General features: G+C 63.7%; 27 protein-coding genes and 1 pseudogene. 7 read left to right on the top strand and 21 right to left on the bottom strand.

Going from position 1 to position 23,589, the window contains the following annotated elements:
- The coding region (locus GCT13_RS37350) for a formyl-CoA transferase (protein ID WP_152764235.1) at positions 1-790 on the bottom strand (790 nt) is incomplete at its 3' end.
- A gap of 317 nt (positions 791-1,107) precedes the next feature.
- Here GCT13_RS37350 and sucC point away from each other — a divergent pair.
- Entirely contained in the window at positions 1,108-2,331 is a 1,224-nt protein-coding gene (gene sucC / locus GCT13_RS37355) for an ADP-forming succinate--CoA ligase subunit beta (protein WP_321574874.1), read from the top strand.
- A 1-nt stretch (position 2,332) separates the two neighbouring features.
- Entirely contained in the window at positions 2,333-3,205 is an 873-nt protein-coding gene (gene sucD, locus GCT13_RS37360; protein WP_152766997.1) for a succinate--CoA ligase subunit alpha, read from the top strand.
- Between the two features lie 84 nt (positions 3,206-3,289).
- Here the strand turns inward: sucD and GCT13_RS37365 are convergent, their stop codons facing one another.
- Both GCT13_RS37365 and GCT13_RS37370 read right to left on the bottom strand, forming a co-directional pair.
- Positions 3,290-3,970, bottom strand: a complete 681-nt coding sequence (locus tag GCT13_RS37365) for a GntR family transcriptional regulator (protein ID WP_152767032.1) — start codon at positions 3,968-3,970, stop codon at positions 3,290-3,292.
- 24 nt (positions 3,971-3,994) lie between these two features.
- Positions 3,995-4,210 carry a hypothetical protein gene (locus GCT13_RS37370; RefSeq protein ID WP_087739909.1) on the bottom strand — a complete coding sequence of 72 codons (216 nt, stop codon included), beginning with the start codon at positions 4,208-4,210 and terminating at the stop codon, positions 3,995-3,997.
- Between the two features lie 605 nt (positions 4,211-4,815).
- Between GCT13_RS37370 and GCT13_RS37375 the strand changes: the two genes are divergently transcribed.
- Both GCT13_RS37375 and GCT13_RS37380 read left to right on the top strand, forming a co-directional pair.
- Complete coding sequence (locus GCT13_RS37375) at positions 4,816-6,219, top strand: L-lactate MFS transporter (RefSeq protein ID WP_152766998.1); 1,404 nt, start codon at positions 4,816-4,818, stop codon at positions 6,217-6,219.
- A 22-nt stretch (positions 6,220-6,241) separates the two neighbouring features.
- Complete coding sequence (locus GCT13_RS37380) at positions 6,242-6,367, top strand: MFS transporter small subunit (RefSeq protein ID WP_087739906.1); 126 nt, start codon at positions 6,242-6,244, stop codon at positions 6,365-6,367.
- A gap of 154 nt (positions 6,368-6,521) precedes the next feature.
- Here GCT13_RS37380 and GCT13_RS49875 read toward each other — a convergent pair.
- The 16 genes and pseudogenes from GCT13_RS49875 to GCT13_RS37460 form a co-directional block, all read right to left on the bottom strand.
- Positions 6,522-6,697 (bottom strand): annotated as a pseudogene (locus GCT13_RS49875) (sensor histidine kinase); the annotation flags it as partial.
- A 111-nt stretch (positions 6,698-6,808) separates the two neighbouring features.
- Positions 6,809-7,570 (bottom strand): ABC transporter permease, encoded by a 762-nt coding sequence (locus tag GCT13_RS37390; RefSeq protein WP_152766999.1) that lies wholly within the window; start codon positions 7,568-7,570, stop codon positions 6,809-6,811.
- Positions 7,570-8,511 (bottom strand): ABC transporter ATP-binding protein, encoded by a 942-nt coding sequence (locus tag GCT13_RS37395; RefSeq protein WP_152767000.1) that lies wholly within the window; start codon positions 8,509-8,511, stop codon positions 7,570-7,572. Before GCT13_RS37395 ends, GCT13_RS37390 begins: the two co-directional genes overlap by 1 nt.
- A gap of 85 nt (positions 8,512-8,596) precedes the next feature.
- Positions 8,597-8,962 carry a Rieske (2Fe-2S) protein gene (locus GCT13_RS37400; protein ID WP_227747216.1) on the bottom strand — a complete coding sequence of 122 codons (366 nt, stop codon included), beginning with the start codon at positions 8,960-8,962 and terminating at the stop codon, positions 8,597-8,599.
- Positions 8,962-9,867 (bottom strand): intradiol ring-cleavage dioxygenase, encoded by a 906-nt coding sequence (locus GCT13_RS37405; protein ID WP_152767002.1) that lies wholly within the window; start codon positions 9,865-9,867, stop codon positions 8,962-8,964. Before GCT13_RS37405 ends, GCT13_RS37400 begins: the two co-directional genes overlap by 1 nt.
- Positions 9,868-9,874: 7 nt before the next feature.
- The gene (locus GCT13_RS37410; protein ID WP_152767003.1) at positions 9,875-10,969 is read right to left on the bottom strand and encodes a branched-chain amino acid ABC transporter permease; all 1,095 of its coding nucleotides are present in this window, start codon (positions 10,967-10,969) and stop codon (positions 9,875-9,877) included.
- Positions 10,970-10,979: 10 nt separating this feature from the next.
- Complete coding sequence (locus GCT13_RS37415; RefSeq protein WP_152767004.1) at positions 10,980-11,843, bottom strand: branched-chain amino acid ABC transporter permease; 864 nt, start codon at positions 11,841-11,843, stop codon at positions 10,980-10,982.
- Positions 11,840-12,547 (bottom strand): ABC transporter ATP-binding protein, encoded by a 708-nt coding sequence (locus GCT13_RS37420; RefSeq protein ID WP_152767005.1) that lies wholly within the window; start codon positions 12,545-12,547, stop codon positions 11,840-11,842. Before GCT13_RS37420 ends, GCT13_RS37415 begins: the two co-directional genes overlap by 4 nt.
- A 1-nt stretch (position 12,548) precedes the next feature.
- A complete protein-coding gene (locus GCT13_RS37425; protein ID WP_152767006.1) occupies positions 12,549-13,271 on the bottom strand; it encodes an ABC transporter ATP-binding protein in 723 nt (240 codons plus the stop codon).
- A gap of 33 nt (positions 13,272-13,304) precedes the next feature.
- The gene (locus GCT13_RS37430; protein ID WP_152767007.1) at positions 13,305-14,594 is read right to left on the bottom strand and encodes an ABC transporter substrate-binding protein; all 1,290 of its coding nucleotides are present in this window, start codon (positions 14,592-14,594) and stop codon (positions 13,305-13,307) included.
- Positions 14,595-14,644: 50 nt separating this feature from the next.
- Positions 14,645-15,703: a maleylacetate reductase gene (locus tag GCT13_RS37435; protein ID WP_152767008.1), complete on the bottom strand. Its 1,059-nt coding sequence runs from the start codon at positions 15,701-15,703 to the stop codon at positions 14,645-14,647.
- A 22-nt stretch (positions 15,704-15,725) separates the two neighbouring features.
- Positions 15,726-17,189, bottom strand: coding sequence for an aldehyde dehydrogenase family protein (locus GCT13_RS37440; RefSeq protein WP_152767009.1), 1,464 nt, complete (start codon positions 17,187-17,189; stop codon positions 15,726-15,728).
- Positions 17,190-17,285: 96 nt separating this feature from the next.
- Positions 17,286-18,281 carry a hydroxyquinol 1,2-dioxygenase gene (locus GCT13_RS37445; RefSeq protein ID WP_152767010.1) on the bottom strand — a complete coding sequence of 332 codons (996 nt, stop codon included), beginning with the start codon at positions 18,279-18,281 and terminating at the stop codon, positions 17,286-17,288.
- Positions 18,282-18,315: 34 nt separating this feature from the next.
- Entirely contained in the window at positions 18,316-18,807 is a 492-nt protein-coding gene (locus GCT13_RS37450; protein ID WP_152767011.1) for a cupin domain-containing protein, read from the bottom strand.
- A 161-nt stretch (positions 18,808-18,968) separates the two neighbouring features.
- Positions 18,969-19,934, bottom strand: coding sequence for a LysR family transcriptional regulator (locus GCT13_RS37455; protein ID WP_152767012.1), 966 nt, complete (start codon positions 19,932-19,934; stop codon positions 18,969-18,971).
- A 231-nt stretch (positions 19,935-20,165) separates the two neighbouring features.
- The gene (locus GCT13_RS37460; protein ID WP_152767013.1) at positions 20,166-20,408 is read right to left on the bottom strand and encodes a hypothetical protein; all 243 of its coding nucleotides are present in this window, start codon (positions 20,406-20,408) and stop codon (positions 20,166-20,168) included.
- Between the two features lie 19 nt (positions 20,409-20,427).
- Between GCT13_RS37460 and GCT13_RS37465 the strand changes: the two genes are divergently transcribed.
- Positions 20,428-20,775, top strand: coding sequence for a DUF3564 family protein (locus GCT13_RS37465; RefSeq protein ID WP_152767014.1), 348 nt, complete (start codon positions 20,428-20,430; stop codon positions 20,773-20,775).
- Positions 20,776-20,900: 125 nt separating this feature from the next.
- Here GCT13_RS37465 and GCT13_RS37470 read toward each other — a convergent pair whose 3' ends face one another.
- On the bottom strand, positions 20,901-21,461 hold the full coding sequence (locus GCT13_RS37470) for a DJ-1/PfpI family protein (protein ID WP_321574876.1): 561 nt from the start codon (positions 21,459-21,461) through the stop codon (positions 20,901-20,903).
- A gap of 81 nt (positions 21,462-21,542) precedes the next feature.
- Here GCT13_RS37470 and GCT13_RS37475 point away from each other — a divergent pair, with 81 nt between their 5' ends.
- Positions 21,543-22,124 (top strand): TetR/AcrR family transcriptional regulator, encoded by a 582-nt coding sequence (locus GCT13_RS37475; RefSeq protein ID WP_152767015.1) that lies wholly within the window; start codon positions 21,543-21,545, stop codon positions 22,122-22,124.
- A 106-nt stretch (positions 22,125-22,230) separates the two neighbouring features.
- Here GCT13_RS37475 and GCT13_RS37480 read toward each other — a convergent pair whose 3' ends face one another.
- Positions 22,231-23,016 carry a class I SAM-dependent methyltransferase gene (locus tag GCT13_RS37480; protein WP_152767016.1) on the bottom strand — a complete coding sequence of 262 codons (786 nt, stop codon included), beginning with the start codon at positions 23,014-23,016 and terminating at the stop codon, positions 22,231-22,233.
- 227 nt (positions 23,017-23,243) lie between these two features.
- Between GCT13_RS37480 and GCT13_RS37485 the strand changes: the two genes are divergently transcribed.
- The gene (locus tag GCT13_RS37485; RefSeq protein ID WP_152767017.1) at positions 23,244-23,570 is read left to right on the top strand and encodes a DUF190 domain-containing protein; all 327 of its coding nucleotides are present in this window, start codon (positions 23,244-23,246) and stop codon (positions 23,568-23,570) included.
- Positions 23,571-23,589 lie beyond the last annotated feature (19 nt).

Consider the following 23,589-nt stretch of genomic DNA (forward strand, 5'->3'; position numbering starts at 1 on the left):
TCGGGTCGTGCTCCCAGCCCTTGCACTTGAGAATCCAGCCCGGCTGGCCGCCGCCCGATGCATTGCCCGCGCGCGGCACCGCCTCGCCGAACGTGCCGTTCGGATATTGCGGGTACTCCTTCATCACGCCCGTACGCTCCAGACGCTGCTGGTCGCGCAGCTTCACGCGGCACAGGTTCAGCACGCCGTCCTGCATCGCCGCGAGCACCTTCTGGCCGCGGCCCGTCATCGTGCGCTGGTAGAGCGCCGTGACGATGCCCAGCGCCAGATGCAAACCGGTGCCGCTGTCGCCGATCTGTGCGCCCGTCACCACGGGCGGGCCATCGTCGAAGCCGGTGGTCGACGCCGCGCCGCCCACGCACTGCGCGACGTTCTCGTACACCTTGCAGTCCTCGTACGGCCCCGGGCCGAAGCCCTTCACCGACGCGACGATCATCCGCGGATTGAGCTCCTGGATGCGCTCCCACGTGAAGCCCATGCGGTCCAGCGCGCCCGGCGCGAAGTTCTCCACCAGCACGTCGCATTTCTGGATCAGCGCTTCGAGCACGAGCTTGCCTTCGGGGTTCTTCGTGTCGATCGTCACCGAGCGCTTGTTGTGGTTGAGCATCGTGAAGTACAGGCTGTCGGCGCCGGGCACGTCGCGCAACTGCTCGCGCGTGATGTCACCTGCGCCCGCGCGCTCCACCTTGATCACGTCCGCGCCGAACCACGCCAGCAGCTGCGTGCAGGTCGGCCCCGACTGCACATGCGTGAAATCGAGAATGCGCACACCGTCGAGTGCTTTGCCCATGTTGTCCCCTCCGAGCAATTCGCCTGACTATCTTTTGCAAGTCTGGTTTTGTTCGTCCGTGTTCAATACGGTATGTGATATATCAAAACGCCGCAAGCGCTTTCAGCCTCGTAAGGATAATCCCGAGAAACGCCATAAGCCTTTAAAAATAAGGCTTCCGGCGCGAACAACAAAACCGGCGCGCGTCTCGTAAAGGGAAAACCCCGATCAAATTGCCCGCTTGAGAATATATGATATATCACATACCATATTTCCACCCTGAACCGACCGCCCACTTTTTGCGCCATCAGGCGTCGATTCAACCAGCGAGGAGACAGGTGAACATTCACGAATATCAGGCGAAAGAGCTGCTGAAGGGCTACGGCGTCGCCGTGCCCAACGGGCGCGTCGCGTTCACGCCGCAGGAAGCGGAAGACGCGGCGCTCGCGCTCGGCGGCGCGGTGTGGGTCGTCAAGTCGCAGATTCACGCCGGCGGGCGCGGTGCGGGCCGCTTCGCGAACGATCAGGGCGACAAGGGCGGCGTGCGCGTCGTCAAGACGGTCAGCGATGTCGGCCTGCACGCTTCGCAGATGCTGTCGCATGTGCTCGTCACGAAACAGACGGGGCCGGGGGGCCGCGAAGTGAAGCGCGTCTATGTCGAAGAAGGCTGTGCGATCGAACGTGAGCTGTATCTGGGCATGCTGATCGATCGCAGCACGTCGCGCATCACGGTGATGGCGTCGACGGAAGGCGGCATGGAGATCGAAGAAGTGGCCGCGCGCACGCCGGAGAAAATCCTCAAGGTTGCAATCGATCCCGCGACGGGCCTGCAACCCTTTCACGCGCGCCAGATCGCGTTCGGCCTCGGGCTGACGGGCAAGCAGATCAAGTCGGCGACGCAGTTCATCGCCAACGCGTATCGTGCGTTCGTCGAGCTGGATGCGTCGATCGTCGAGATCAATCCGCTCGTCGTCACGCAGCAAGGGGACGTGATCGCCCTCGATGCAAAGATCAATTTCGACGACAACGCGCTCTTCCGCCACCCCGTCATCGAGGCGCTGCGCGACGAGGCGGAAGAAGACGCGGCCGAGCTGGAAGCCGCGAAGCACGGCCTGAACTACGTGACGCTCGACGGCAGCATCGGCTGCATGGTGAACGGCGCGGGTCTCGCGATGGCGACGATGGACATCATCAAGCTCTATGGCGGCGAGCCGGCGAACTTTCTGGACGTGGGGGGCGGCGCGACCAAAGAGCGCGTCGCGACCGCATTCCGGCTGATCCTGCGTGATCCGAAAGTCGAAGGGATTCTGGTCAACATCTTCGGCGGCATCATGCGCTGCGATGTGATTGCGGACGGCGTCGTGAGCGCGGCGCGCGAAGTGGATCTGCGCGTGCCGCTCGTCGTGCGGCTCGAGGGCACGAACGTCGAACTCGGCAAGCAGATTCTGCGCGATTCGGGACTGCCCATCGTCTCCGCCGATCATCTCGCCGATGCGGCCAGCAAGGTCGTCGCGGCAGTCAACAACAAGGCCAAGGCGGCTGCAACGTCGGAGGCGAACTGACATGGCCGTTCTGATCGATCGCAATACCAAAGTGATCTGCCAGGGCTTCACGGGATCGCAAGGCACGTTTCACTCCGAGCAGGCGCTCGCCTACGGCACGCAGATGGTAGGCGGCGTGACGCCCGGCAAGGGCGGCGCGACGCATCTGGGACTGCCCGTCTTCGATACCGTCGCCAATGCCGTCGATGCGACGGGCGCGAACGCCTCGGTGATCTACGTGCCGCCGCCGATGGCTGCCGACGCGATTCTCGAAGCCGTCGATGCGGAAATTCCCCTCGTCGTCTGCATCACCGAGGGCATTCCCGTCATCGACATGGTTCGCGTCAAGCGCGCGCTGGCCAGCTCGGCGACGCGCCTGATCGGGCCGAACTGTCCCGGCGTCATCACGCCGGGGCAATGCAAGATCGGCATCATGCCGGGACACATTCACCGTCCGGGCAAGATCGGCGTCGTGTCGCGCTCGGGCACGCTGACGTATGAAGCCGTCGCGCAAACCACGGCGGCGGGCCTCGGCCAGACGACGTGCATCGGCATCGGCGGCGATCCCGTCAACGGAACGAACTTCATCGATTGCCTGGAAATGTTCCTCGCCGACGACGACACGGAAGGCATCATCATGATCGGCGAAATCGGCGGCTCGGCTGAGGAAGACGCGGCGCAGTTCCTCAAAGATTCACGCACGAACAAGCCGGTGGTCGGATTCATCGCCGGCACGAGCGCGCCGCCCGGACGGCGGATGGGTCACGCGGGCGCGATCATTTCGGGCGGCAAGGGAACGGCGGACGCGAAGATCGACGCGATGCGCTCGGCGGGGATTCATGTCGCGCAATCGCCGGCGGCGCTCGGCGAGACGATGCTCCACGCGATGCGCTGACGGTACGCGCCGGGCCATGAAAAAGGCCAGCGGACATTCAGGTCCGCTGGCCTTCCGGCTCAACGCATTTCGCCAGCGCTCAGCTCAGTCGAGAAAATCGCAATTCGCTTCGACAAACGCCGCAAGCCCCAGCGAGTGATCACGCACCAGGCGCTCGGCGAGTTCGGTGTCGCGCTTTTCCAGCGCCTCGATGATCCGCAAGTGGTCGACGATCGAGCGCGACGCGCGGTCGCTCTGCGAAATCGTCATCCGGCGGATCGCGCGCACGTGAATGAAGATGTTCTTGATCGTATCGAGAATGATCTTCGACTTCGACAGCTCGACGATCGCCTGATGGAACGCGATGTTCGCGTTCGAATACTCGGCGATATGCTCGGCGGGCGTCGAATCGCGGAACTGATCGAACATGTGACGCAGCCGCGCGATCTCTTCGTCCGTCGCGTGCAGCGTCGCGAGACGCGCGGCCATGCTTTCGAGCGCGGCCCACATCTGGATCATTTCGACGATCTCGCGCTTGCTCTTGCGCACGATATAGATGCCGCGGCGCGGCACCATGCGCAGAAAACCTTCCTGCTCCAGCAGCGTCATCGCCTCGCGCACGGGCGTGCGGCTCACGCCGAGCGTCTCGCTCAGCGCGCGCTCGTCGAGACGGATCTCTTCGCGCGACGCGTAAATGTCCGCATCCGCGATGGCCTGACGCAACATCGCGTAGGCCTGGTCGCGGAGGCTGGCGTTGTTGCCGATGGGCTGCAACGCCAGGGGCAGGTTCAACGCAGGTCTAGCCACAGCTTAGTTCGACGAGCCGACCGCGTTCATCGCCGCTTCGACACGCGCACGGTACGGCGTGGCTTCACGAACGGTAGCGGCTGCGAGACCGACATAACGGCCGTGCTTCGATGCGAGCTCGGCGACATGCTGCGGCACCCAGCGAGTCATCAGCACGGTTGCGGCCGAACCCAGGCCCACGACAGCGACGGCAAAGAAAGCAAGCGACACGAAATCCATTTGTTGCTCCGGTCATTGAGTGATTGGATGACTCAATCATATGCTGCGTCGCGACAAAAATCAAGTATATTGTATGTGATATACCAAATACTGTTGTTCAGAAGCAGCAATAGTGCAAACGTAGCACGGCGACTGCAAACCCACAGCGGATAAAGCTTCGGACGAATACTGTGCTTCGCGCGGCGTCGGCAAACTGAACTGGTGGAAGCGTTCTTCAAACAAAAAACGGCTACGCGACGACGGTTTGAAAAACCACGCGATCCTCCTTTCATGTGCATTCGCAGCAAGAATCATGTCGCTGGCTCATCTTCCGCATGGCCGATGCACGCAACCGGTGCGTCACGCCATCGCCTGCGGCCTCATGTCGCTTGGCGCCGCTGCATCCCGCTTCGCACAACGCTGCCAGCGATTTCTATATGCATTCAATTCTCATATTGCCAAGCCGCATCGGGCCGCCTATCGTCTCGCCAATTGCCGAATTCGCCTGACAAGCGGCACATTGTCAAATATGTTGCGGGCCAGAATATCCGTTTGAACAGGTGCCGCTCCAGTTTCGGCAATTGCAACCGATAACTACGTACGTTCAGCCTGATCGGAGACCGACCATGAGCAGCATTACTGAGCCGGGCGGCAACGCCTGCTCGCCGTCCTTCTTTTCAAAGCAGGCAACGATCGCCCAACCCGGCTTTTCCCGCTGGATGGTGCCGCCTGCCGCCCTCGCCGTGCATCTGTGCATCGGCCAGGCCTATGCGTTCTCCGTGTTCAACGGACCGCTGACCAAGGTGATCGGCATCAGCCAGTCCGCGCCCGACGACTGGTCGCTGACCACGCTCGGCTGGATCTTCTCGCTCGCCATTGTGTTTCTCGGCCTGTCGGCGGCGTTCGCCGGCAAGTGGCTCGAAAAAGTCGGCCCGCGCCGCACCATGTTCACGGCCGCGTGCTGCTTCGGCGGCGGCTTCATCGTGTCGGCGATCGGCGTGTGGACGCACCAGATCGTGTTGCTCTATCTCGGCTATGGCGTGATCGGCGGGATCGGCCTGGGGCTCGGCTACGTGTCGCCCGTGTCGACGCTGATCCGCTGGTTCCCCGACCGCCGCGGCATGGCGACGGGCATGGCGATCATGGGCTTCGGCGGCGGCGCGATGATCGCAGCGCCGCTGTCCGTCGCGCTGATGAACCACTTCAAGAGCTCAACGAGCGTCGGCGTGGCCGAGACGTTCGTCGTGCTCGGCATCGCGTATTTCATTTCGATGTCGATCGGCGCGCTCGCGATCCGCATTCCGCCCGCCGACTGGAAGCCGGCCGGCTGGACCCCGCCCGTCGAGACGAAGCAGAAGATGATCACGCGCAATCACGTGCACATCGATCAGGCGCTGAAGACGCCCCAGTTCTATCTGATCTGGCTGGTGCTGTTCCTGAACGTGACGGCGGGCATCGGCATTCTGGGCCAGGCGTCGGTGATGATCCAGGAGAGCTTCAAGAACACGGTGAGCGCCGCTGCTGCCGCGGGCTTCGTCGGCCTGCTGTCGCTCTTCAACATGGGCGGCCGCTTCGTGTGGGCATCGGCATCGGATTACGTGGGCCGCAAGAACACCTACTACATCTTCTTCGCGCTGGGTGCCGTGCTGTACTGGCTCGTGCCGACGTTCGCATCGGCGGGCAACATCGCTCTCTTCGTACTGTGCTACTGCGTGATCCTGTCGATGTACGGCGGCGGCTTCTCGACCGTGCCCGCGTATCTCGCGGACATGTTCGGTACCGCATACGTCGGCGGCATTCACGGACGGCTGCTGACTGCATGGGCTGCGGCGGGCGTCGCGGGCCCCGTGCTCGTCAACTACATCCGCGCGTATCAGGTGGCGAACGGCGTCGCGAAAGCGGATGCGTACACGATGACGGTTCACATCATGACCGTGCTGCTCGTGATCGGCTTCATCTGCAATCTGCTGGTCAAGCACGTGCACGAGAAGCATCACATGACGGAAGCGCAGCTCGCGGCCGGCAACTGAAACCAGACAACGGAGAAACGCAATGTCGACCCAAACCGCTCATCCGACGAACAAGGGGCTGCTCGCCGTGTTTTGGCTGTATGTGCTGATTCCGCTGACGTGGGGCGTGGTGAACACGCTGCTGCAGGCGATCAAGCTGTTCAGCTAGACTCTTTAGCTGTTCGAGCCAGCACGGAAGGCCGAAACGAAAAGCCGGGCATTGCACATGCAATGCCCGGCTTTTTAACGCCCGCGCATCGCGCGTCAGCCAGGCTGGCCCCGGACGCAGTTGCAATGGAAACGTGATCTCGAAGGTCGTCCCGACGCAGGTCATGCAAGACGCCGCGCGTGATCTGGATGCGCGGCTCGTACAGTTGGCTGACGAGCCGTTGCCTGAGCACCAGTTCGTGATTTGCGCGCTTGCGAGCCGCCCGCGTATTCGTCGATCTCGCGACGAGCCGGTCACGACTTCGCAGATCGACGCGAGCGTTGCGAGGCTCATCGCCTGGCGCCTCGAAAGTACCGTGATGCGATATCGAACGGCCGGCCCGGCACACGCTGCATGCCAGGGCACGCCCATGTCGGCTTCCCGCCGACGGCATTCATCGCACTACGACTTCAGCCGATAGCCCGTTTTGAAGATCCACGCGATCACGGCAAGAAAGACGCACAGAAAGATCGCCGTCATGCCGAGGCTGATGCCGACGCTCACGTCCGCGAGCCCGTAGAAGCTCCAGCGAAAGCCGCTCACCAGATAGACGATCGGGTTCAGCAGCGTCACCACTTTCCATCCGGGCGGCAGCATCGCGACCGAATAGAAGCTGCCGCCAAGGAACGTCAGCGGCGTGATGATGAGCAGCGGCACAAGTTGCAGCTTCTCGAAGTTGTCGGCCCAGATGCCGATGATGAACCCGAGCAGACTGAACGTAACGGCCGTCAGCACGAGAAAGAGAACCATCCACAACGGATGCTGGACCTGCAACGGCACGAAGAGGCCCGCCGTCGCGAGAATGATGAGGCCGAGCACGATCGACTTGGTCGCGGCCGCGCCCACGTAGCTGATGACGATTTCCACATACGACACGGGCGCCGACAACAGTTCGTAAATCGTGCCCGTAAAGCGCGGGAAATAGATGCCGAACGACGCATTCGAAATGCTCTGCGACAGCAGCGACAACATGATGAGCCCCGGCACGATGAACGAGCCGTAGCTGATACCCTCCACTTCGCGGATGCGCGAACCGATCGCCGAGCCGAACACGATGAAATAGAGCGAAGTGGAAATGACGGGCGCGATCACGCTCTGCATCAGAGTGCGACCCGTGCGGGCCATTTCGAAGCGATAGATCGCGCGGATAGCATGGACGTTCATCACGCGTTCTCCTCCTGTTTGCGGTGCACGAGACTCACGAAGATGTCTTCGAGCGAGCTTTGCGTCGTGTGCAGGTCCTTGAAGCGGATGCCTGCTCCGCTCAGATCGTTGAGCAGCGCAACGAGGCTGTTGCTCTTTTCGCGCTCGGCGTCGTACGTATAGATGAGCTCGCTATTGTCGTTCGCGAGTTCCAGCCGGTACTGCGCGAGCACGGCCGGTACGCTCGCGAGCGGCGCTTCGAGTTGCAGCGCCAGTTGCTTCTTGCCGAGCTTGCGCATCAGCTCCGCTTTCTCTTCGACGAGCATGATCTGTCCGCCGTTGATCACGCCGATGCGGTCGGCCATCTCTTCGGCTTCGTCGATATAGTGCGTGGTCAGGATGATCGTCACGCCGCTCGCGCTCAGCGATCTGACGAGCTTCCACATGTCGCGGCGCAATTCGACGTCGACGCCCGCCGTCGGTTCGTCGAGAAACAGCACGCGCGGCTCGTGCGACAGCGCCTTCGCGATCAGCACGCGCCGCTTCATGCCGCCCGACAGTTGAATGATGCGGCTGTTGCGCTTTTCCCAGAGCGAGAGATCGCGCAAGACCTTTTCGATGTGCGCCGGGTTCTTCGGCTTGCCGAACAGGCCCCGGCTGAACGAGACCGTGGCCCAGACGGTTTCGAATGCATCCGTAGTCAACTCTTGCGGCACGAGGCCGATCAGCGAACGCGCGGCGCGATAGTCGCTGCGGATATCGTGACCGTCGACCGTCACGCTGCCTTCGCTCGCATTGACGATCCCGCAGATGATGCTGATGAGCGTGGTCTTGCCCGCGCCATTCGGCCCGAGCAACGCAAAGATTTCGCCCTTGCGAATGGAGAGATCGATACGCTTGAGGGCCTGAAAACCCGATGCGTATGTCTTGGACAGATTCGAAACGGAGATGATGGGTTGCATAGACGCGACGATAGCAGATGCCGCTGCGAAACGCCGTTACTCTGCTCAATCTGCCGCTCTTGCGCGGTAAATCGACGTTGAATTGTCAAACGACGTCGCTGTCGTGCGCATCTTCCTCGACGACCATGCGCGCTTCGATGCGCACGGCCACGCGCGTCAACGCGGCGCCGAGACATGGCCCGTCGACGCACATGCCGTCTTCGAAGCGGAACATCGCGCTGTGATGCGCGCACATCAGATGCTCGGCTTCGTATGTCCAGAACGTGTCGGCTTCGTAGTTGAGCGGTATCGAGAAATGCGGGCACACGTTGCGGTATGCCCATACGTCGTCGCCGCGCCGCAGCACGACGATCGCGGGCTTGCCCGCGCGTTCGTCGGCGCCGCTGCATGCGATTTCCTTGCCGCCGCCATCGGGAATTTCATCGAGCGGACACAACACCGTGGCCGTCATCATCGAGCCGTTCCCTGCGAGCGCACCAGCACGAAATCGCGCTGCACGTCGAAGAACGGGCGAGGCAAGTCCCACTCTTTCGCGTCGGCTGCGCTGTCGTTCTTCACGTAGTCGACGACCAACGAAGCCTTCACGCCGAACACCGCATCCGATTCGACGTAAGGATCGTCGGAGCTGAAGAGCGCCGTTGTGACGGTCTCGTAGCCCGGCGCCTGAATCAGGAAGTGCACGTGCGCGGGGCGCATCGGATGACGGCCGACGGCAAGCAGCATCTGCCCGACGGGACCATCCGTCGGAATCGGATACGGCGTCGGCTTGATCGAGCGGAATGCGTATTCGCCGTTCGGTCCCGAGCGGAAACGGCCGCGCAGATTGCTCTCCGGCTGGTCCGGGTCCTGGCCTTCGTACATGCCGTTGTTGGCCGTCTCCCATACTTCGATCAGCGCGTCCGGCACCGGCTTGCCCGTCTCGTCGATCAGCCGGCCGCGAAACAGCGCCGGCTCGCCTTCCGTGCGCGCGATGTTCGCGCCATACGCTTCGTCGTGCGCGCCTTCGCGGTAGAACGGACCGAGCAGGCTGTTCTCCGTCGCCGCCGACTCCGTCACATCCTGCTTGCGATGTATCGCATCGAGCATGATCGACAGGCCCAGCGTGTCCGACAACAGAATGAACTCCTGGCGAATGCCGTCGCACTTCTTGCCTGTGCGCGTGAGAAAGTCGATGCCGCGCCGCCATTCGTCGCCCGTCAGCTGCACTTCTTCGGCGAACGCGTGAACATGCCGGATCAGCGCTGCCATGATTTCCTTCAGGCGCGCATCGCCGCAACCGGAAAGCGTTGCCAGCACCGTTTCGGTGACGGGATGAACCGCGCGATCAGCCGCGCGCTGAATGGGTGTCTCGCTCATGATGTCCTCACGCTCTATGGGCGTTGGTCGAATGCGGATCGAGAGCCTGCGCGATCTCGTCCGGCAGTGGTTGCTGACGCGGCACGGCGGCATCGCGGAACACGACGCGCCGCCCGACGGGAAAGAGCTGCAGATGCAGGCGTTGCGACACGTAGCCCCACAGCCCTTGCGGAAAACATATCGTCACGACGATGGCCAGCGCGCCGAGACCGATCAGATACCAGGTGCCATAGTCCGACAAAAACTTGTTCAGCACAAAGAAAATCAGCGCGCCGACAATCGGCCCTTCGAGCGTGCCGAGCCCGCCGATCAGCACGATGAAGATGCCGAACGCCGTCCAGTTGACGGAGAACGCCGCATCCGGCGAGATGCGCAGATTGCCGACGAAGTACAGGCCGCCCGCGAGCGCCGCGCCGCACGCGGACACCAGATAGACGATGAGCCGCGCGCGCTTCACGTCGACGCCCTGGCTGCTCGCCGCCACCGCGTTGTCGCGCATCGCCGTCAGCGCGAGGCCCGCTCGCGAACGCAGAAACAGATACAGCAGGCCGATCGCCGCCACGACGATCGCAAGCGCGAGCCATAGCGTCAGCGATTCGCGCAGCGCGCGCGGAATGCCGCGCAGCGCAATGAGGCTCGTGCCCGAGCCGCCGCCGAGCGCGCTGATATTCGCAAACGTGAGCCTGAATACCTCCGCGATTACCCATGTGCCGATCGCGAAGTAGCCGCCTTCAAGACGAAACGCGATCATCGAAACGGGCACGGCGATCACCGTCGCGATCAGCGCGCCGAGCGGCACCGCGAGAAACGGCGACACGCCGCAGTAGTTTGCGAGCACGAGCATTGCATAGCCGCCCAGGCCGAAGAACGCCTGCTGCCCGATCGACACCATGCCGCCATAGCCCGCGAGCAGATTCCACATCATCGCGAACACGAGATACGCGGCGAGCTGCACGAAATCGTGCAACGCTTCGCGCCCCGCCCACCAAGGCGCGCTCGCGGCCGCAACGGCGAATGCCAGCAACGCGAACAGCGTCACCTTGCTCGCGCGCGTCGCGCGATGGACTTCGAATGCGCGCGCCTGATTCAGATGCATCGTCATGACAACCCTCTCATGCCGTTTTCGGCAACAGGCCTTGCGGCCGCACGACCAGCACGCACAGGAACACGATATGGCCGAACCAGATGCCCCAGCCCGGATCGAAGTAAAAGCCGATTTGCTGCGCGATGCCCAGCGCCATGCCGCCCGCGAACGTGCCCCAGAACGACCCCATGCCGCCGATGATCACGGCCTCGAATGCGAACAGCAGCAACGCGGGACCATCGGTCGGCGAGACGGCCGTGCGCATCGAATACAACGCCGCCGCCACCGCGATCAGCACGAACGCAATGCCCATCGCGAGCGCGTAAGTGCGCCGGTACGACACGCCCATCAGTTGAACGATCTCGCGGTCGTCGGAGGTCGCGCGAAATGCGCGGCCAAGCGGCGTGCGTCCGAAGAGCCACTGCATCGCGAACGCGAGCGCCACCGTCGCGCCAAGCGTCACGAGCGGCAGATAGCCGGCCGTGATGCCCGCGAACGTCACGCTCTGCGCTTCGAAACTGCCCGTCGCGATCGAGCGCGGATCGGCGGAGAACAGTTGCTGCAACACGTTCTGAATGACGATCGACAGCCCGAACGTGACGATCAGCGAAGGCAGCGGATCGCGGCTGCTCACGCGGTTGAGCACCGTGTATTGCACTGCGTATCCCGCGCCGAACGCGATCACGAGCAACAGCACGAGCGACAGCGCGAGCGGCACATGCAGCAGGCTCGTCAGCGCGAACAGCACGAACACGAGCAGCACGATGAAGTCGCCGTGCGCGGTATTCGTGAGACGCATCACGCCGAACACGAGCGACTGCCCCATCGCGAACAGACCATACAGCGCGCCGAGCAGCACGCCTTGCATGACGATATTGGCGAGCGTATTCATGCGGCCACTCCGAAATAGGCTTGCGTGATCGCTTCGTCGGAGACATCGGCGGACACGCCCGAGAGCAACACGCGCCCTTCCTGGAAGCAATAGAAACGCGATGACACGCGCCGCGCGAGCTGCACGTCCTGCTCGACGACGATCGCGCTCATGCCGTCCGACACGATGTCCGGCAACGCCGCATAAATCTCGCGGACGATCACGGGCGCGAGCCCCAGCGACAGCTCATCGCACATCAGCAGATCGGGATTGCTCATCAGCGCGCGGCCGATCGCGACCATCTGCTGCTGCCCGCCCGACAGCGCCGTGGCCGCATGATGCCGCCGCTCGCGCAGCGCCGGAAAGAGCGTGTAGACGGCTTCGAGATTCCAGCGTCCGGGCCGGCCGCTATACGCGCCGAGCAGCAGGTTCTCCTCGACGGAAAGACTCGCGAACAGCCTGCGCCCTTCCGGCACGAGCGCAATGCCCTTGCCGACGATGCTCGCCGCCGGCGTGCCGCCGATCGCTTCGCCGCGATAGACGATCTGCTCGCGCTTCGCTTTCGTCAGCCCCGCGAGCGCTTTCAGAAACGTCGATTTACCCGCGCCGTTCGAGCCGATCAGCGCAACGATTTCGCCAGGCTGCACGTCGATGTCGACGCCGAACAGCGCCTGAAAATCGCCGTAGAACGCAGTGAGCCCGTGCGTCTGCAGTAGTGCCGCCATGTCACGCCTCCAGTCCGAGATACACGCGCCGCACGTCGGGGTCGTCCATCACGGCAGCGGGCTGGCCCTCGGCCAGCTTGCGGCCGAAGTTGATGACGAGCAGCCGGTCCGCCACCGCGAGCAGCGCATGCACGACATGCTCGATCCACACGATCGTCACGCCGTGCTCCTTCACGCGGCGGATTTCGTCGACGAGTTCATGCGTCTCGCCCTGCGTGAGTCCACCCGCAATCTCGTCGAGCAGCAGCAATTGCGGCTGCGTCGCGAGCGCGCGAGCGAGTTCGAGCCGCTTGCGATCGAGCAGCGCGAGCGTGCCCGCAAGCTGGTTGGCGCGGCGCTTCAGGCCCGTGCGCTCCAGCACGTCGACGCACACGTCGCAGGCGGCGCGCTCGTCGAGCGCGCCGCCGAAACGCGCGCCGACCAGCAGGTTCTCGAAAACCGTCATGCCGCCGAACGGACGCGGCACCTGATACGAGCGTCCGATGCCCGCCACGCAGCGACGATGCGGCGCGAGATGCCCGACGTCGGCGCCGTCGAATTCGACCGTGCCCTCATCGGGCTTCGCGTCGCCGCTGACGAGATTGAACAGCGTCGTCTTGCCCGCGCCGTTCGGCCCGAGAATGCCGTACGTCTCGCCGCGCCCGACTTCGAAGCTGATCGCGTCCGTCACCGTGAGCGCGCCATAGCGCTTCGATACGTTCGTGAGTCTGAGCAATGCGCTCATCGCAACTCTCCTCGTGATGCCGCTGATGCGCTGTCACGCGATCAGCCTGAGCGGCCCGCTGACGGGCACGGCAGGCGCAAGCTGGTTGTTGACGATGGCGAGATCGAAGCGATGCTTCTGCCCCTTCACCCACTGCCCGCCGACGAGCGGCGTCTTCGCGACGTTCTTCACCGGCCCGTTGCCCCATGCCACGTGACCGACGAGCGTATCGAGCTTCGTCGACGCCACCGCATCGCGGATCGCTTCGTTCGAGTCGATGTCCTTCGCGCGCTTGAACGAATCGACGGCGATTTCAAAGAGCGCGTGCGCGAAGCCGATCGGCTGCGTCCATTGCTTCGACGTGACGCGTTCGTATTCGTCGGCGACCTGGCGCGCGTTCTGCCCCGTCAGCGACGATTTGAACGGATGCGACGGCGACCACCACACTTCCGTCGACAGCCCTTCGCCGAGATCGCCGAGCGCTTCGATCGACGTCGGAAAGAGCAGCGCCTTGCCGATCGAAATGACCTTGGGTTTCAGGCCCTGCTGACGCGCCTGCACGAGAAAGTTCTTCGCGTCGGGCGGAATCACGACGCCCGTCACGATCTGCGCATTCGACTGCCTGAACGCGGAGATCTGCGCGGAGAAGTCCTGTGTCATGCTCTGAAAGCGGCCCGGGTCTTTCAATGCGAAGCCCTTTTGCGCGAGCACGGGCGGAAAGCCGAGCTTCGCATCGCCCCACGCGTTGCCGTCGCCGTCGTTCGGAAAGAGGCCGCCGACGCTTTTGTTCGTCTGCACCGACTGCCACATGCCCGTGTACACGGCGATCACGTCTTCGAGGCCCCAGAAGAAGTGATACGTGTAGCTGAAGCCCTTCTTCGGATCGCCCTTGCGTCCGAAGAACCACGGCTGCCACGGCACCACCGTCGACACGCACGGCATCTCGTTCAGCTCGCACGCGTCGCTGACGGGGTTCGCCGTTTCGGGCGTGCCCGAGACGAGCATGATGTCGACCTTGTCCTTCAGGATCAGATCGTTCGCCACTTCGCTCGCGCGATTCGGATTCGACTGACTGTCCTTCACGACGATCGACACGGGGTACGTCTTGCCGCCTATCGTCACGCCGTTCTTCAGCGCGCCCTGCATCTGCTGGATCGTGAAGCGGTCCGCTTCGCCGAACGGCGCGAGCGGCCCCGTCTGCGGCGACACGTAGCCGATCTTCAGCGTGCGCGCGCCCGCCGCGAACACGAGCGGCGAGAACATCGGCGCCGCAGCGGCCAGCGCACCGCCCGCGGCGAGGCGCACGAAGCGGCGTCTTCCTCCGTCGATGAGATCTCCATCCATTGCTGTCTCCTGCTTTTGTACATGTGCTTATCGCTGTATGTATCGCCGCGCTATCCGGGCCTGCGCCCTTCGAATGCATCGCGCAGCAACGCGCGAAGCGGCTCGCGTTCCACCGGGCGCGGATTCCAGTAGGGACTCGTCAAGGCGAGATCCAGCGCGACGTCGATATCCGCCTCCTTGAGGCCGATGTCCTTCAGCGCGGTCGGCGCTCCGTGATCGCGCGCGAGATCGAATACGGCTTGCGCGGCATCGTCCGCATGCAGAGCGCGCGCGATCCGCTGCATCGCGTGAGGGGCCGCGTCGCGGTTGTACGCGAGCGCGTGCGGCAAGACGATCGTGTGCGTCTCCGCGTGCGGCAGGTTGAACGTGCCGCCGAGCGTATGGCAGAGCTTGTGATGCAGCGACATGCCGACGCTGCCCAGCACCGCGCCGCACAGCCACGCGCCATAGAGACACGCGGCGCGCGCATCGAGATCGTCCGGCTTGCGGATCACGCCCGGCAGCCCATCGCCCAACGCGCGGATGCCCTCTTCCGCCATCAGGCTCGTGATGGGATTCGCGTCTTGCGCATAGAGACCCTCGGCGGCGTGCGCGATCGCGTTGATGCCGCTCGTCAGCGAAAGCGCGGGAGGCAGCGATACGGTCAGCGACGGATCGTAGATCACCGTCTTCGGCAGCACGCGCATGTCGCGGCCCGTCTTCTTCACGCCGCCGTCCGTGAGGCCGTAGATCGGCGTCATTTCCGAACCGGCGTAGGTGGTGGGGATCGCGATGATGGGCAGCGCCGTTTCGAGCGCGATCGCCTTGCCGAGACCCGTCGTCGAGCCGCCGCCGATCGCGATCGCGCAATCGGCGCCGAGTCGCGCCGCGACATTGCGTGCCGCACGCGCGGTTTCGACGGGCACGTGCATCACGGCTTCCGCGTACACGCCCGCTGCGCGCGGCCCGATGCGCCCGGCAAGCCGCTCGGCCTGTGCGCGCTGTTGCGGCGTCGCGAGCACGAGCGCGCGTTTCGCGCCGAGCAGTTCGATCTCGCGATCCAGTTGATCCAGGCTGCCCACGCCGAACACGACGCGCGAAGGCAAGCCCTGATAGACGAACGGTTTCATGGCGTGTGCGTGCAAATGCGCTTTAGCGCGGAAAATAAGGGGGAATCTGCGCATCCACGTTGACCCACACCGACTTGGCCTGCGTGTATTCGCGCATCGCTTCGAAGCCCATCTCGCGTCCATAGCCGCTCGCGCCGACGCCGCCGAACGGCGAGCCCGGGCTCACGCGCTTGTAGCAGTTGACCCACACCATGCCGCTGTGAATTTCGCGCGCGACCCGATGCGCGCGTTGCAGGTCGCGCGTCCACAGGCCCGCGCCGAGGCCGTATTCGGTGCCGTTCGCAATCGCGAGCGCTTCTTCGTCGGTGCGGAACGTCGTCACCGTCATGAACGGGCCGAAGACTTCTTCCTGCGACACGCGGTCGGTCGGCTTCGCTTCGACGATGGTCGGCTCGACATAGCAGCCGTCCGCGAGCGCCGCGCTATCCGGCGACTTGCCGCCCGACAGAACGCGTCCGCCCTGCTCGCGCGCGACGTCCACATACGACAGCACGCGGTCGCGATGCTGGCGCGACGTGAGCGGGCCCATTTCCGTCGACGGATCGAGCGGATCGCCGATGCGGATCGTGCGAGCAAGGGCGACGAACTTTTCGAGCACTTCGTCCGCGATCGATTCGTGCACGATCATCCGCGACGCGGCGATGCACGCCTGGCCCTGGTTGTGGAAGATGCCGAACGCGGACCCCTGCACGACGGCATCGACATTTGCGTCGCCGAACACGATGTTGGCGCCCTTGCCGCCCAGTTCGAGCTGCACTTTCTTCAGGTTGCCGCTCGACGCCTGCACGATCTTGCGCCCCACGGCCGTCGAGCCCGTGAACGCGACCTTGCCGATCTCCGGATGCTCGGCGATGTACTGGCCCGCCACGTGCCCGAGCCCCGGCAGAATGTTGACGACGCCTGCGGGAAAGCCCACTTCGGCCATCAGTTCCGCAATCGCGAGACTCGACAGCGGCGTGAGTTCAGCGGGCTTCATGATCACGCAGTTGCCGGCGGCGAGCGCGGGCGCCATCTTCCAGCTCGTGAACATCAGCGGGAAATTCCACGGCACCACTTGTCCGACGATGCCGACGGGCTCGCGCGTCAGGTAGTTCAGAAAGCCCTGCTCGACGGGAATCACGGAGCCCTCGAACTTGTCGGCCATGCCGCCGAAATAGCGGAACGTGGCGGCCGTGCGCGGCACGTCGAGATAGCGCGTGTCGCGAATCGGATGACCCGTGTCGATCGATTCCAGATGCGCGAGCCTGTCGGCGTTCGCTTCGATCGCGTCGGCAAGCCTCAGCAGCAGACGGCCGCGCTCGGCAGCCGCGAGGTTGCTCCATTTCGGAAACGCCGCTTTCGCCGCGGCCACTGCGCGATCGATGTCGGCGTGATTCGCCATCGACACGTCGGCGATCACGGAGTTGTCGTGAGGGTTGAGCGTCGCGAGGGTTTCGCCGCTGAGCGATGGCACGAAGCGGCCGTCGATGAAGAGTTGCGTTTGCATGTCAGTCCTGCTCGATGAGACGTTTGGGCGTGAGCGTCCCCGCGGCGCCGGTTGTCTGGCGCCGTTCGCAGCACGATCGGGAACAGTCGGAAGTGTTTAGAACTGGATCGGGTAAGGCGGCAGTTCGCCGCTCTCATAGCGCTTCGGCAGATCGGGCGTTGCGTTCTCCCACACGAGCAGCATCGAACGCTTCTGCGAATAGCCCTTGTGACGGATGTCGGCGGGCATCGCGGCGATATCGCCGGCGTTCATCGTGATACGCGCGCGCGGCTCGCCCGTGTCCTTGTCGGCCACGTCCCAGACGATCTGATCCGACAGTTGCAGGAACCACTCGACGCGATCGTTGCCATGAAAAACGGGCAGCACGAATTCTTCCGTGGTCGGGCAGAAGAGGCTCTGCTTGCACACCGACGTGACGGACGGATTCCACGTGACATCCGAACGCGACAGGTACTTGAAGAGATTGAACGCGTGTAGTTCGTTTTCAAAGCCGGGCGCCGCGTGAATCTCGGGCTCGTCCTGCACGACGTCGGCGAACTGGCGGTTGACGGGGAAGTCGTCGCGCAGCGGCGAATCGCCTTCGAGTCCGGGCATGCGCTTCGTCGCGATGCGGGTGCGCTCGATCGCGGCCACATTGTCGCCATGCTTGGTACCGAATGCGGAGCCCGTTTCTTCGGGGGCCGCGAACGGATCGAAGCCTTCGTTGACCCAGTCCTTCAGGATCGCCTTGAAGGTCGCCATGATGACGGGCGTGTCGAACTGCTGCACATGATCGACGCCTGCCTCGCGGAAGCTCGCGTTATAGGCGCCCGCATACATGTCGACCTTGCCGTAGTGATTGCGCGTGCCGATCACTTCGTCGAAGTTGACCCAGCCGTAGAAGAAGCCCCATGCGACGTCGCGCATCATCGCGCGCAGAAAGTCGTCGGCATGCATCTGATGCGAGCGCTGCTGGCCTTTCGCGGGCCACTTGAGGGTAACGAAATACGCATCGCGCGAGAACTCGAAATCGCCGAGCTTGAACGTGCGATAACCCGTGACGGCATCCGGCTCGCTCGCGCAGATGTTTTGCAGTGTGTTGACGGTGCTCATGACCTGCTCCAGAAAAGAGAATGTGCGCGACGGGTTATCGAATGCAGATGTCTTGCCACTTCTCGACCGAGTAGCGGCCCAGAATGGTCTGCACGAGCAGCACGCCCTTTCCTGCCGTTTCGAAACGATACGCGGCGCCTGCGGGCAGCAGCGCCTGATGACCGCGGCGCAGCCTCACGAAGCCCATGCTCTTGCCGGGCGGCGTGCCTTCGAGGCGCACGCTGCCTTCCGTCTCTCCATCGACGAGGGGACCATCCGAAGGCTTGATGAAGTGCACGTCGATCTCGCCGTCCATCGCGACGCAGAATTCGTCGTGCGAAGCCGTGAACCACGGCGACGTGCCTTCGGCGCGCAGCGTCTCGATCACGTACTTGAGGTTCTTGCCGACGACGATCTTCTCGTACGGCGCGGCATGGCTCGCGACTTCGAACACGTTCGACATCGCATAGTGTTCGGGCTTGCCCTTGATGATTTCGATCGAGCCTTTACGGTAGCTGTCGAGACTCGCCAACCAGGTCTGCTGCATGATTGCCTCCTTGGATCTCCGTTGATCTTCGACACGTCGTGCGTGTTTCCATGGACGCAAGAGTAAGTGCCGGAAAGCTCAACAGCAATGATCCGAGGTTCGGCAAATCAGAACGCCGGGTGCGGACAAAGGACCCCAGGGGAAGTACCTGGGGCATCGGGCTACTGGTCGGCCAGCTCTTCGCCGACGCTCTTCATGTCGTCGTCATCGGGGACGATGCCGAGCGCCCTGTCCCATTGCGGCTCGCGCAGATAGCGGGCGCGCAGGAAGTCGACGAACGCCTTCACCTTCGCGGTCGAGCGATGCGACGCCGGGTACACGGCCGACAGCCACAGCGGCGGCGCCGCATAGTCGGGCAACACGCGTTCGAGCCGGCGCTCGAGCAGATCGGCGGCGGCGACCATCGTCGGCAGATAGACGACGCCCGCGCCCGCACGCGCGAACTCCAGCAGCAGATGCACGCTATTGGTCTTCAGCACCGGGTTTAGCGCGATCTCGAAGCATTCGTTGCCCTTCATCAGCGGCCACTTGTCGCCCCACGGATAGTACGAGTAGCGCGCGAAGTCGTGCCGCAGCAGATCGAGCGGCGTCTCGATCACGGGCTCTTCCTTCAGGTAGCCGGGCGCCGCGCACAGCACGCCACGCACGGGAAAAAGCCTTCTTTCGACGAGCAGGTTCGAGGCAGGCGGATAGATCTGCAACGCGAGATCGAAGCCTTCCTGCACGGGGTCGATCACACGGTCGTTGACAGTCACGACGAATTCGATGCGCGGATGCGCCTCGCGAAACTCGATCAACGCCTGCGAGAAATGCCCGAGCGCGAAGCCGGGCAGCACGTGGACATTGAGCGTGCCCGCGAGCGACTCGTGCTGCTGGATCGAGCGGCCCGACAGGTCGTGGACCTTGTTGACGAGCTCGGCGCACTCGCGATAGTACGTCTCGCCGATCTCCGACAGGCGCACGGCGCGCGTCGAGCGATGAAAGAGCGGCACGCCGAAGTGCTCTTCGAGCTGCTTCACGCGCGAAGTGACGACGGATTTCGCCACGCCGAGCTGGCGTGCGGCGCTGGCGAAACTTTGGGCCTCGGCGGCCCGCACGAACGCCTCCATCGACATGAAAAGATCCATGCTGTCTCCTGTGTCGATCGGAGTTGGCGCTTTAGTTGTCGGCTGGAGTTAGTGCTTTAGCACTTACTCCAGCCCCATGCAGAGCACTTACTCCGATCCCATGCAAAGCTGTCGATCGGAGTTGGCGCTTTAGCTGTCGGCTGGAGTTAGTGCTTTTGCACCTACTCCAGCCCCATGCAGAGCACTTGCTCCGATCCCATGCAGAACTGACCTTATAGGCAGACCGTCCCTTCATTGCTGCAATGCACGACGGACCGCCCCTTCTGATAGTCCAAGTGTACGTTTTTTTGCGCAATGGATCGCCTGAGGTGCCCGGTTAAAGGTGCCGCGTAAAAACGAGCACAGCGCTTGCACTTTGTACAGGCGCAGTGGCGCGCGCCATTCGGCACGCCGTGCCGCGCTGCCTTGCTGCAACGCAATCGCATGCGTCGCGCGCTTGTTGGAACAGGCGTTGCTACAAACGGCGAAAGCCATTGGCCTGTCGGGAGGCTGCATGCGTCTGTCGATCCTGATCAATACGTCCGACCCCACTGTCAACCACGACTACGCGGTGTTGTGGCTCGACACGCTCAGCCACGCGTGGACATCGCACGACCGGCGCGGCGTCGAATTGCCGTTGTCGGGCGAGATGCGCGAGGAAGGGCACATCGTCTCGCTGTGCGCGCGCGGCGCCGACGAGCCGCTCGTGACGCTGTACGGCGTGCGCTTCGACCGGCACGGCAACATGACGTCGGCGCAAGGCCAGGCGACGTGGATCTCACACTCGCGCGCCGATCCCGTCGCGGGCTTCTGGCGTTTGCAGGCCGTCGAGCGCGAAGGTTCGCGCACGACGCGACGATAGCACTCGCGCGCGCGTACGTTTGCCCGATACGCATACTGTTGGTTGAAAATCGAAGCGCCGTTGCTGCAACAGTCACAGCAACAGCGCTTTACTTCGAACGCGCGCTCAATCCGCACTGATGTCCCTCAAGCCGGCACCGACTCCGCCAACTTTCTGCGCGACCACACGCGATGCTGACCGACGGCATCGATGAACGGCTTGAGCACCGCATCGACGTCATCGCCCGTCGACAAGCCATCGGCCTTGTCGGGCAGATGCGCTGCGTTCAGCAGTTCCTTGCCCGCGCCGAGCGCCGCAATCGCCTTCAGATGCCGGAACGCTTCGAACACGAAGTGGCGCGCATCGCCCGATTGCACGAGAGTCTTCGCTCCCTGCTCGCCGCCGCAAATCACAACGCCATCGAACATGATCGACGGCATGCCGGCGATCGTCGCATCGGGGTTCATGCCGTCGATCGCGGCGAGCGTCGGCGCGATCAGCAGCGGCGTCGCGCCTTGCGCCTTCAACGCGGACTGCACGCTCTTGATGGCCGCGCCGTCGCTGCCCGGCGCGCCGACCACGGCAATCTTGCGCGTCTTGACGCCGGGCTTCACGCGATTGAGCAGGCTCAACGCGGGCGAAGGCGTCTGCTTGCCGGCCGCACACGCGCCCTTGCCCGGCTTCGGCAGGCCGAGACCTTCGGCCACCGTCGCCGCTTTTTGTGCATTCTAGCCATTGGTGTCAAAATAACGTCTCGGGCCATTTCACGACTGAGACTGAGGGAAAACATGGCAGGAGTTCGTCAATTCAACGAGGACGACGCGTTCGTGCACGCACTGGACGTCTTCTGGCGCAAGGGCTATCGCGCGACATCGATGCTCGATCTCGCCGAGGCCACGGGCGTGCAGCGCGGCTCGCTGTACAACGCATACGGCGACAAGGAAGAGATCTTCATGCGCGTATTCGAGCGCTACGCGGAGCGTTTCGTCGCCGATGCACGCAAGGCGCTCGACAAGCCCGATCTGCACGACGCGCTGACGTCGTTCTTCACGTTCGCGATCCGTTCGATCACGCAAGGCTCGCCGACGCGCGGCTGTCTGTCGACGAAGACGGCCGTCGAGATCGAGCCGGAGTCGCCGCGTCTGCGCGAGGCCTTGCAGACCATGCTCGACGCGCTGGAAGCGGCGCTGCTGGCCGTGCTCGACACAAAGGAAGCGCGCGCGCAACTGACGCTGCCGCCGCAGCAGGCGGCCAGCCTGATCGTCACGACGACGCGCGGCATCGCGGTGATGGAGCGCGTCTACGGCGATCCGAAGAAGCTCAGGCAGACGGCGGTCGCGCTCGTCGATGCGCTCGTGCGCAAGCACTAGGCAGCGCATTTCATCGCGTTTCGTTTCATCAGGCATCGCGTTTCGCGCCGCCCGCGTGCGCCTTTTCCGTCGATCGCGTCGTGGTCTACGCCTTCAGCCGAGCCCTTCAGTTAATCCGCGTCGCGCGACACGCATGGGTGACGTACGGCACCGTCACGACATCGCGCGACGCAAGCGAAGGCTCCGATGCGATCAGCGCGCGCACCTCGCGTTCCACTTCGGCCCATTCGCCGGGCGGCAACGCGAGAATGAAGCTCGTCGAGTGCACGCGCTTCACGACCACATCCTCGATGGAGCCCGTGTGCCCATGCGGCATGTGCCGCTCTTCGAGTTCCGTGAAGCCTTCGAACGGGAACGCGTTGCGCCACTTGCCCGTGTGATAGCGCGGCACATCGCCTTCGCGCACGCCGACGATCGCATCGAGCCGCGCAACCCAGTCGACGCGCGCATCGCGCACGTTCCATACGAGCCCGAGATGACCGCCGGGTTTCAGCACACGGCGAATCTCGGCGAGCGCCTCGCGCGTCGCGAACCAGTGGAACGACTGCGCACAAGGCACTGCATCGACGCAGGCATCGCTGAACGGCAACGATTGCGCCGTGCCTTCGCGCACGTCGGCTTGCGGCAACGCAGCGGCGAGCTGCGCGCGCATCTGCGCGACGGGTTCGACGGCCACCACCTGCGCGCCCGTCTCGATCAGGCGCGGCGTGAACTTGCCCGTGCCAGCGCCCAGATCGACAGCGATCTTGCCGGGCCCGAGCCCGAGATCGCCCGTCAGCCAGCCCGCCAGTTCGAACGGATAGTCGGGGCGGCCTTTCGCGTAGGTGTCCGCGCCCTTCGTATAGCCTTTCGCGGCGGCGTAGTGAACGTCATCCGTCTTGCTGTTGGTCATGTCGGCAACCCGGAATATCGAAGAGATTGATTGTGAACGATCCGCTCGCGCACGTGCAAATGCGCGTGCCGGCGGACACGGCGATGGATGACGCGCTGCGGCATCCGCTTGCGTGCATTGCGCGCATCAACTGCTGCACTGGGCATCGCTCTTGCCAGACTGTCGCGCCGGCGCACGCAGCGCGATAATGGTTGGCATCCGTCAGCGCAACGCGCAGGGAGTCGGCGATGCAAGGCAGCCAGCTAACCGTCTACGCGGCAACCACCGGCCCGTGCAAGCACTACAAGAATACCGTCGACTGGATACTCGACGAGGCGCAGCAAGCGGGCCTTCACGGCGCAACGGTCATCGAAATCAGCGAATGCATCGACATACACGGCAAATATCACGCCGCGCGTTTTCTCGAACTCGCCGACCAGCCGCGCGCCGTCACGCTCGCGGGCGACGACGGGCGCGTCGATGCGCTGCTCGATCGCTTGCGGCACGGCGGCGTGCCGCTCTTCTACACGCGCTGTCCAGTCGAATTCGAGGTGCTAGGCGGCGACGTTCCGTGAAAGCGCGTAATCTGCTTCA

Source organism: Paraburkholderia franconis (genome assembly GCF_009362735.1).
In the GTDB taxonomy this organism is placed as follows: domain Bacteria; phylum Pseudomonadota; class Gammaproteobacteria; order Burkholderiales; family Burkholderiaceae; genus Paraburkholderia; species Paraburkholderia franconis.

Bases quoted from the DNA above. Each gene is read 5' to 3' on its own strand.
- sucD (WP_152766997.1), top strand. From the start codon at position 2,333: ATGGCCGTTCTGATCGATCGCAATACCAAAGTGATCTGCCAGGGCTTC.
- GCT13_RS37370 (WP_087739909.1), bottom strand. From the start codon at position 4,210: ATGGATTTCGTGTCGCTTGCTTTCTTTGCCGTCGCTGTCGTGGGCCTG.
- GCT13_RS37375 (WP_152766998.1), top strand. From the start codon at position 4,816: ATGAGCAGCATTACTGAGCCGGGCGGCAACGCCTGCTCGCCGTCCTTC.
- GCT13_RS37380 (WP_087739906.1), top strand. From the start codon at position 6,242: ATGTCGACCCAAACCGCTCATCCGACGAACAAGGGGCTGCTCGCCGTG.
- GCT13_RS37390 (WP_152766999.1), bottom strand. From the start codon at position 7,570: ATGAACGTCCATGCTATCCGCGCGATCTATCGCTTCGAAATGGCCCGC.
- GCT13_RS37395 (WP_152767000.1), bottom strand. From the start codon at position 8,511: ATGCAACCCATCATCTCCGTTTCGAATCTGTCCAAGACATACGCATCG.
- GCT13_RS37400 (WP_227747216.1), bottom strand. From the start codon at position 8,962: ATGACGGCCACGGTGTTGTGTCCGCTCGATGAAATTCCCGATGGCGGC.
- GCT13_RS37405 (WP_152767002.1), bottom strand. From the start codon at position 9,867: ATGAGCGAGACACCCATTCAGCGCGCGGCTGATCGCGCGGTTCATCCC.
- GCT13_RS37410 (WP_152767003.1), bottom strand. From the start codon at position 10,969: ATGACGATGCATCTGAATCAGGCGCGCGCATTCGAAGTCCATCGCGCG.
- GCT13_RS37415 (WP_152767004.1), bottom strand. From the start codon at position 11,843: ATGAATACGCTCGCCAATATCGTCATGCAAGGCGTGCTGCTCGGCGCG.
- GCT13_RS37420 (WP_152767005.1), bottom strand. From the start codon at position 12,547: ATGGCGGCACTACTGCAGACGCACGGGCTCACTGCGTTCTACGGCGAT.
- GCT13_RS37425 (WP_152767006.1), bottom strand. From the start codon at position 13,271: ATGAGCGCATTGCTCAGACTCACGAACGTATCGAAGCGCTATGGCGCG.
- GCT13_RS37430 (WP_152767007.1), bottom strand. From the start codon at position 14,594: ATGGATGGAGATCTCATCGACGGAGGAAGACGCCGCTTCGTGCGCCTC.
- GCT13_RS37435 (WP_152767008.1), bottom strand. From the start codon at position 15,703: ATGAAACCGTTCGTCTATCAGGGCTTGCCTTCGCGCGTCGTGTTCGGC.
- GCT13_RS37440 (WP_152767009.1), bottom strand. From the start codon at position 17,189: ATGCAAACGCAACTCTTCATCGACGGCCGCTTCGTGCCATCGCTCAGC.
- GCT13_RS37445 (WP_152767010.1), bottom strand. From the start codon at position 18,281: ATGAGCACCGTCAACACACTGCAAAACATCTGCGCGAGCGAGCCGGAT.
- GCT13_RS37450 (WP_152767011.1), bottom strand. From the start codon at position 18,807: ATGCAGCAGACCTGGTTGGCGAGTCTCGACAGCTACCGTAAAGGCTCG.
- GCT13_RS37455 (WP_152767012.1), bottom strand. From the start codon at position 19,934: ATGGATCTTTTCATGTCGATGGAGGCGTTCGTGCGGGCCGCCGAGGCC.
- GCT13_RS37460 (WP_152767013.1), bottom strand. From the start codon at position 20,408: ATGGCTTTCGCCGTTTGTAGCAACGCCTGTTCCAACAAGCGCGCGACG.
- GCT13_RS37465 (WP_152767014.1), top strand. From the start codon at position 20,428: ATGCGTCTGTCGATCCTGATCAATACGTCCGACCCCACTGTCAACCAC.
- GCT13_RS37475 (WP_152767015.1), top strand. From the start codon at position 21,543: ATGGCAGGAGTTCGTCAATTCAACGAGGACGACGCGTTCGTGCACGCA.
- GCT13_RS37480 (WP_152767016.1), bottom strand. From the start codon at position 23,016: ATGACCAACAGCAAGACGGATGACGTTCACTACGCCGCCGCGAAAGGC.
- GCT13_RS37485 (WP_152767017.1), top strand. From the start codon at position 23,244: ATGCAAGGCAGCCAGCTAACCGTCTACGCGGCAACCACCGGCCCGTGC.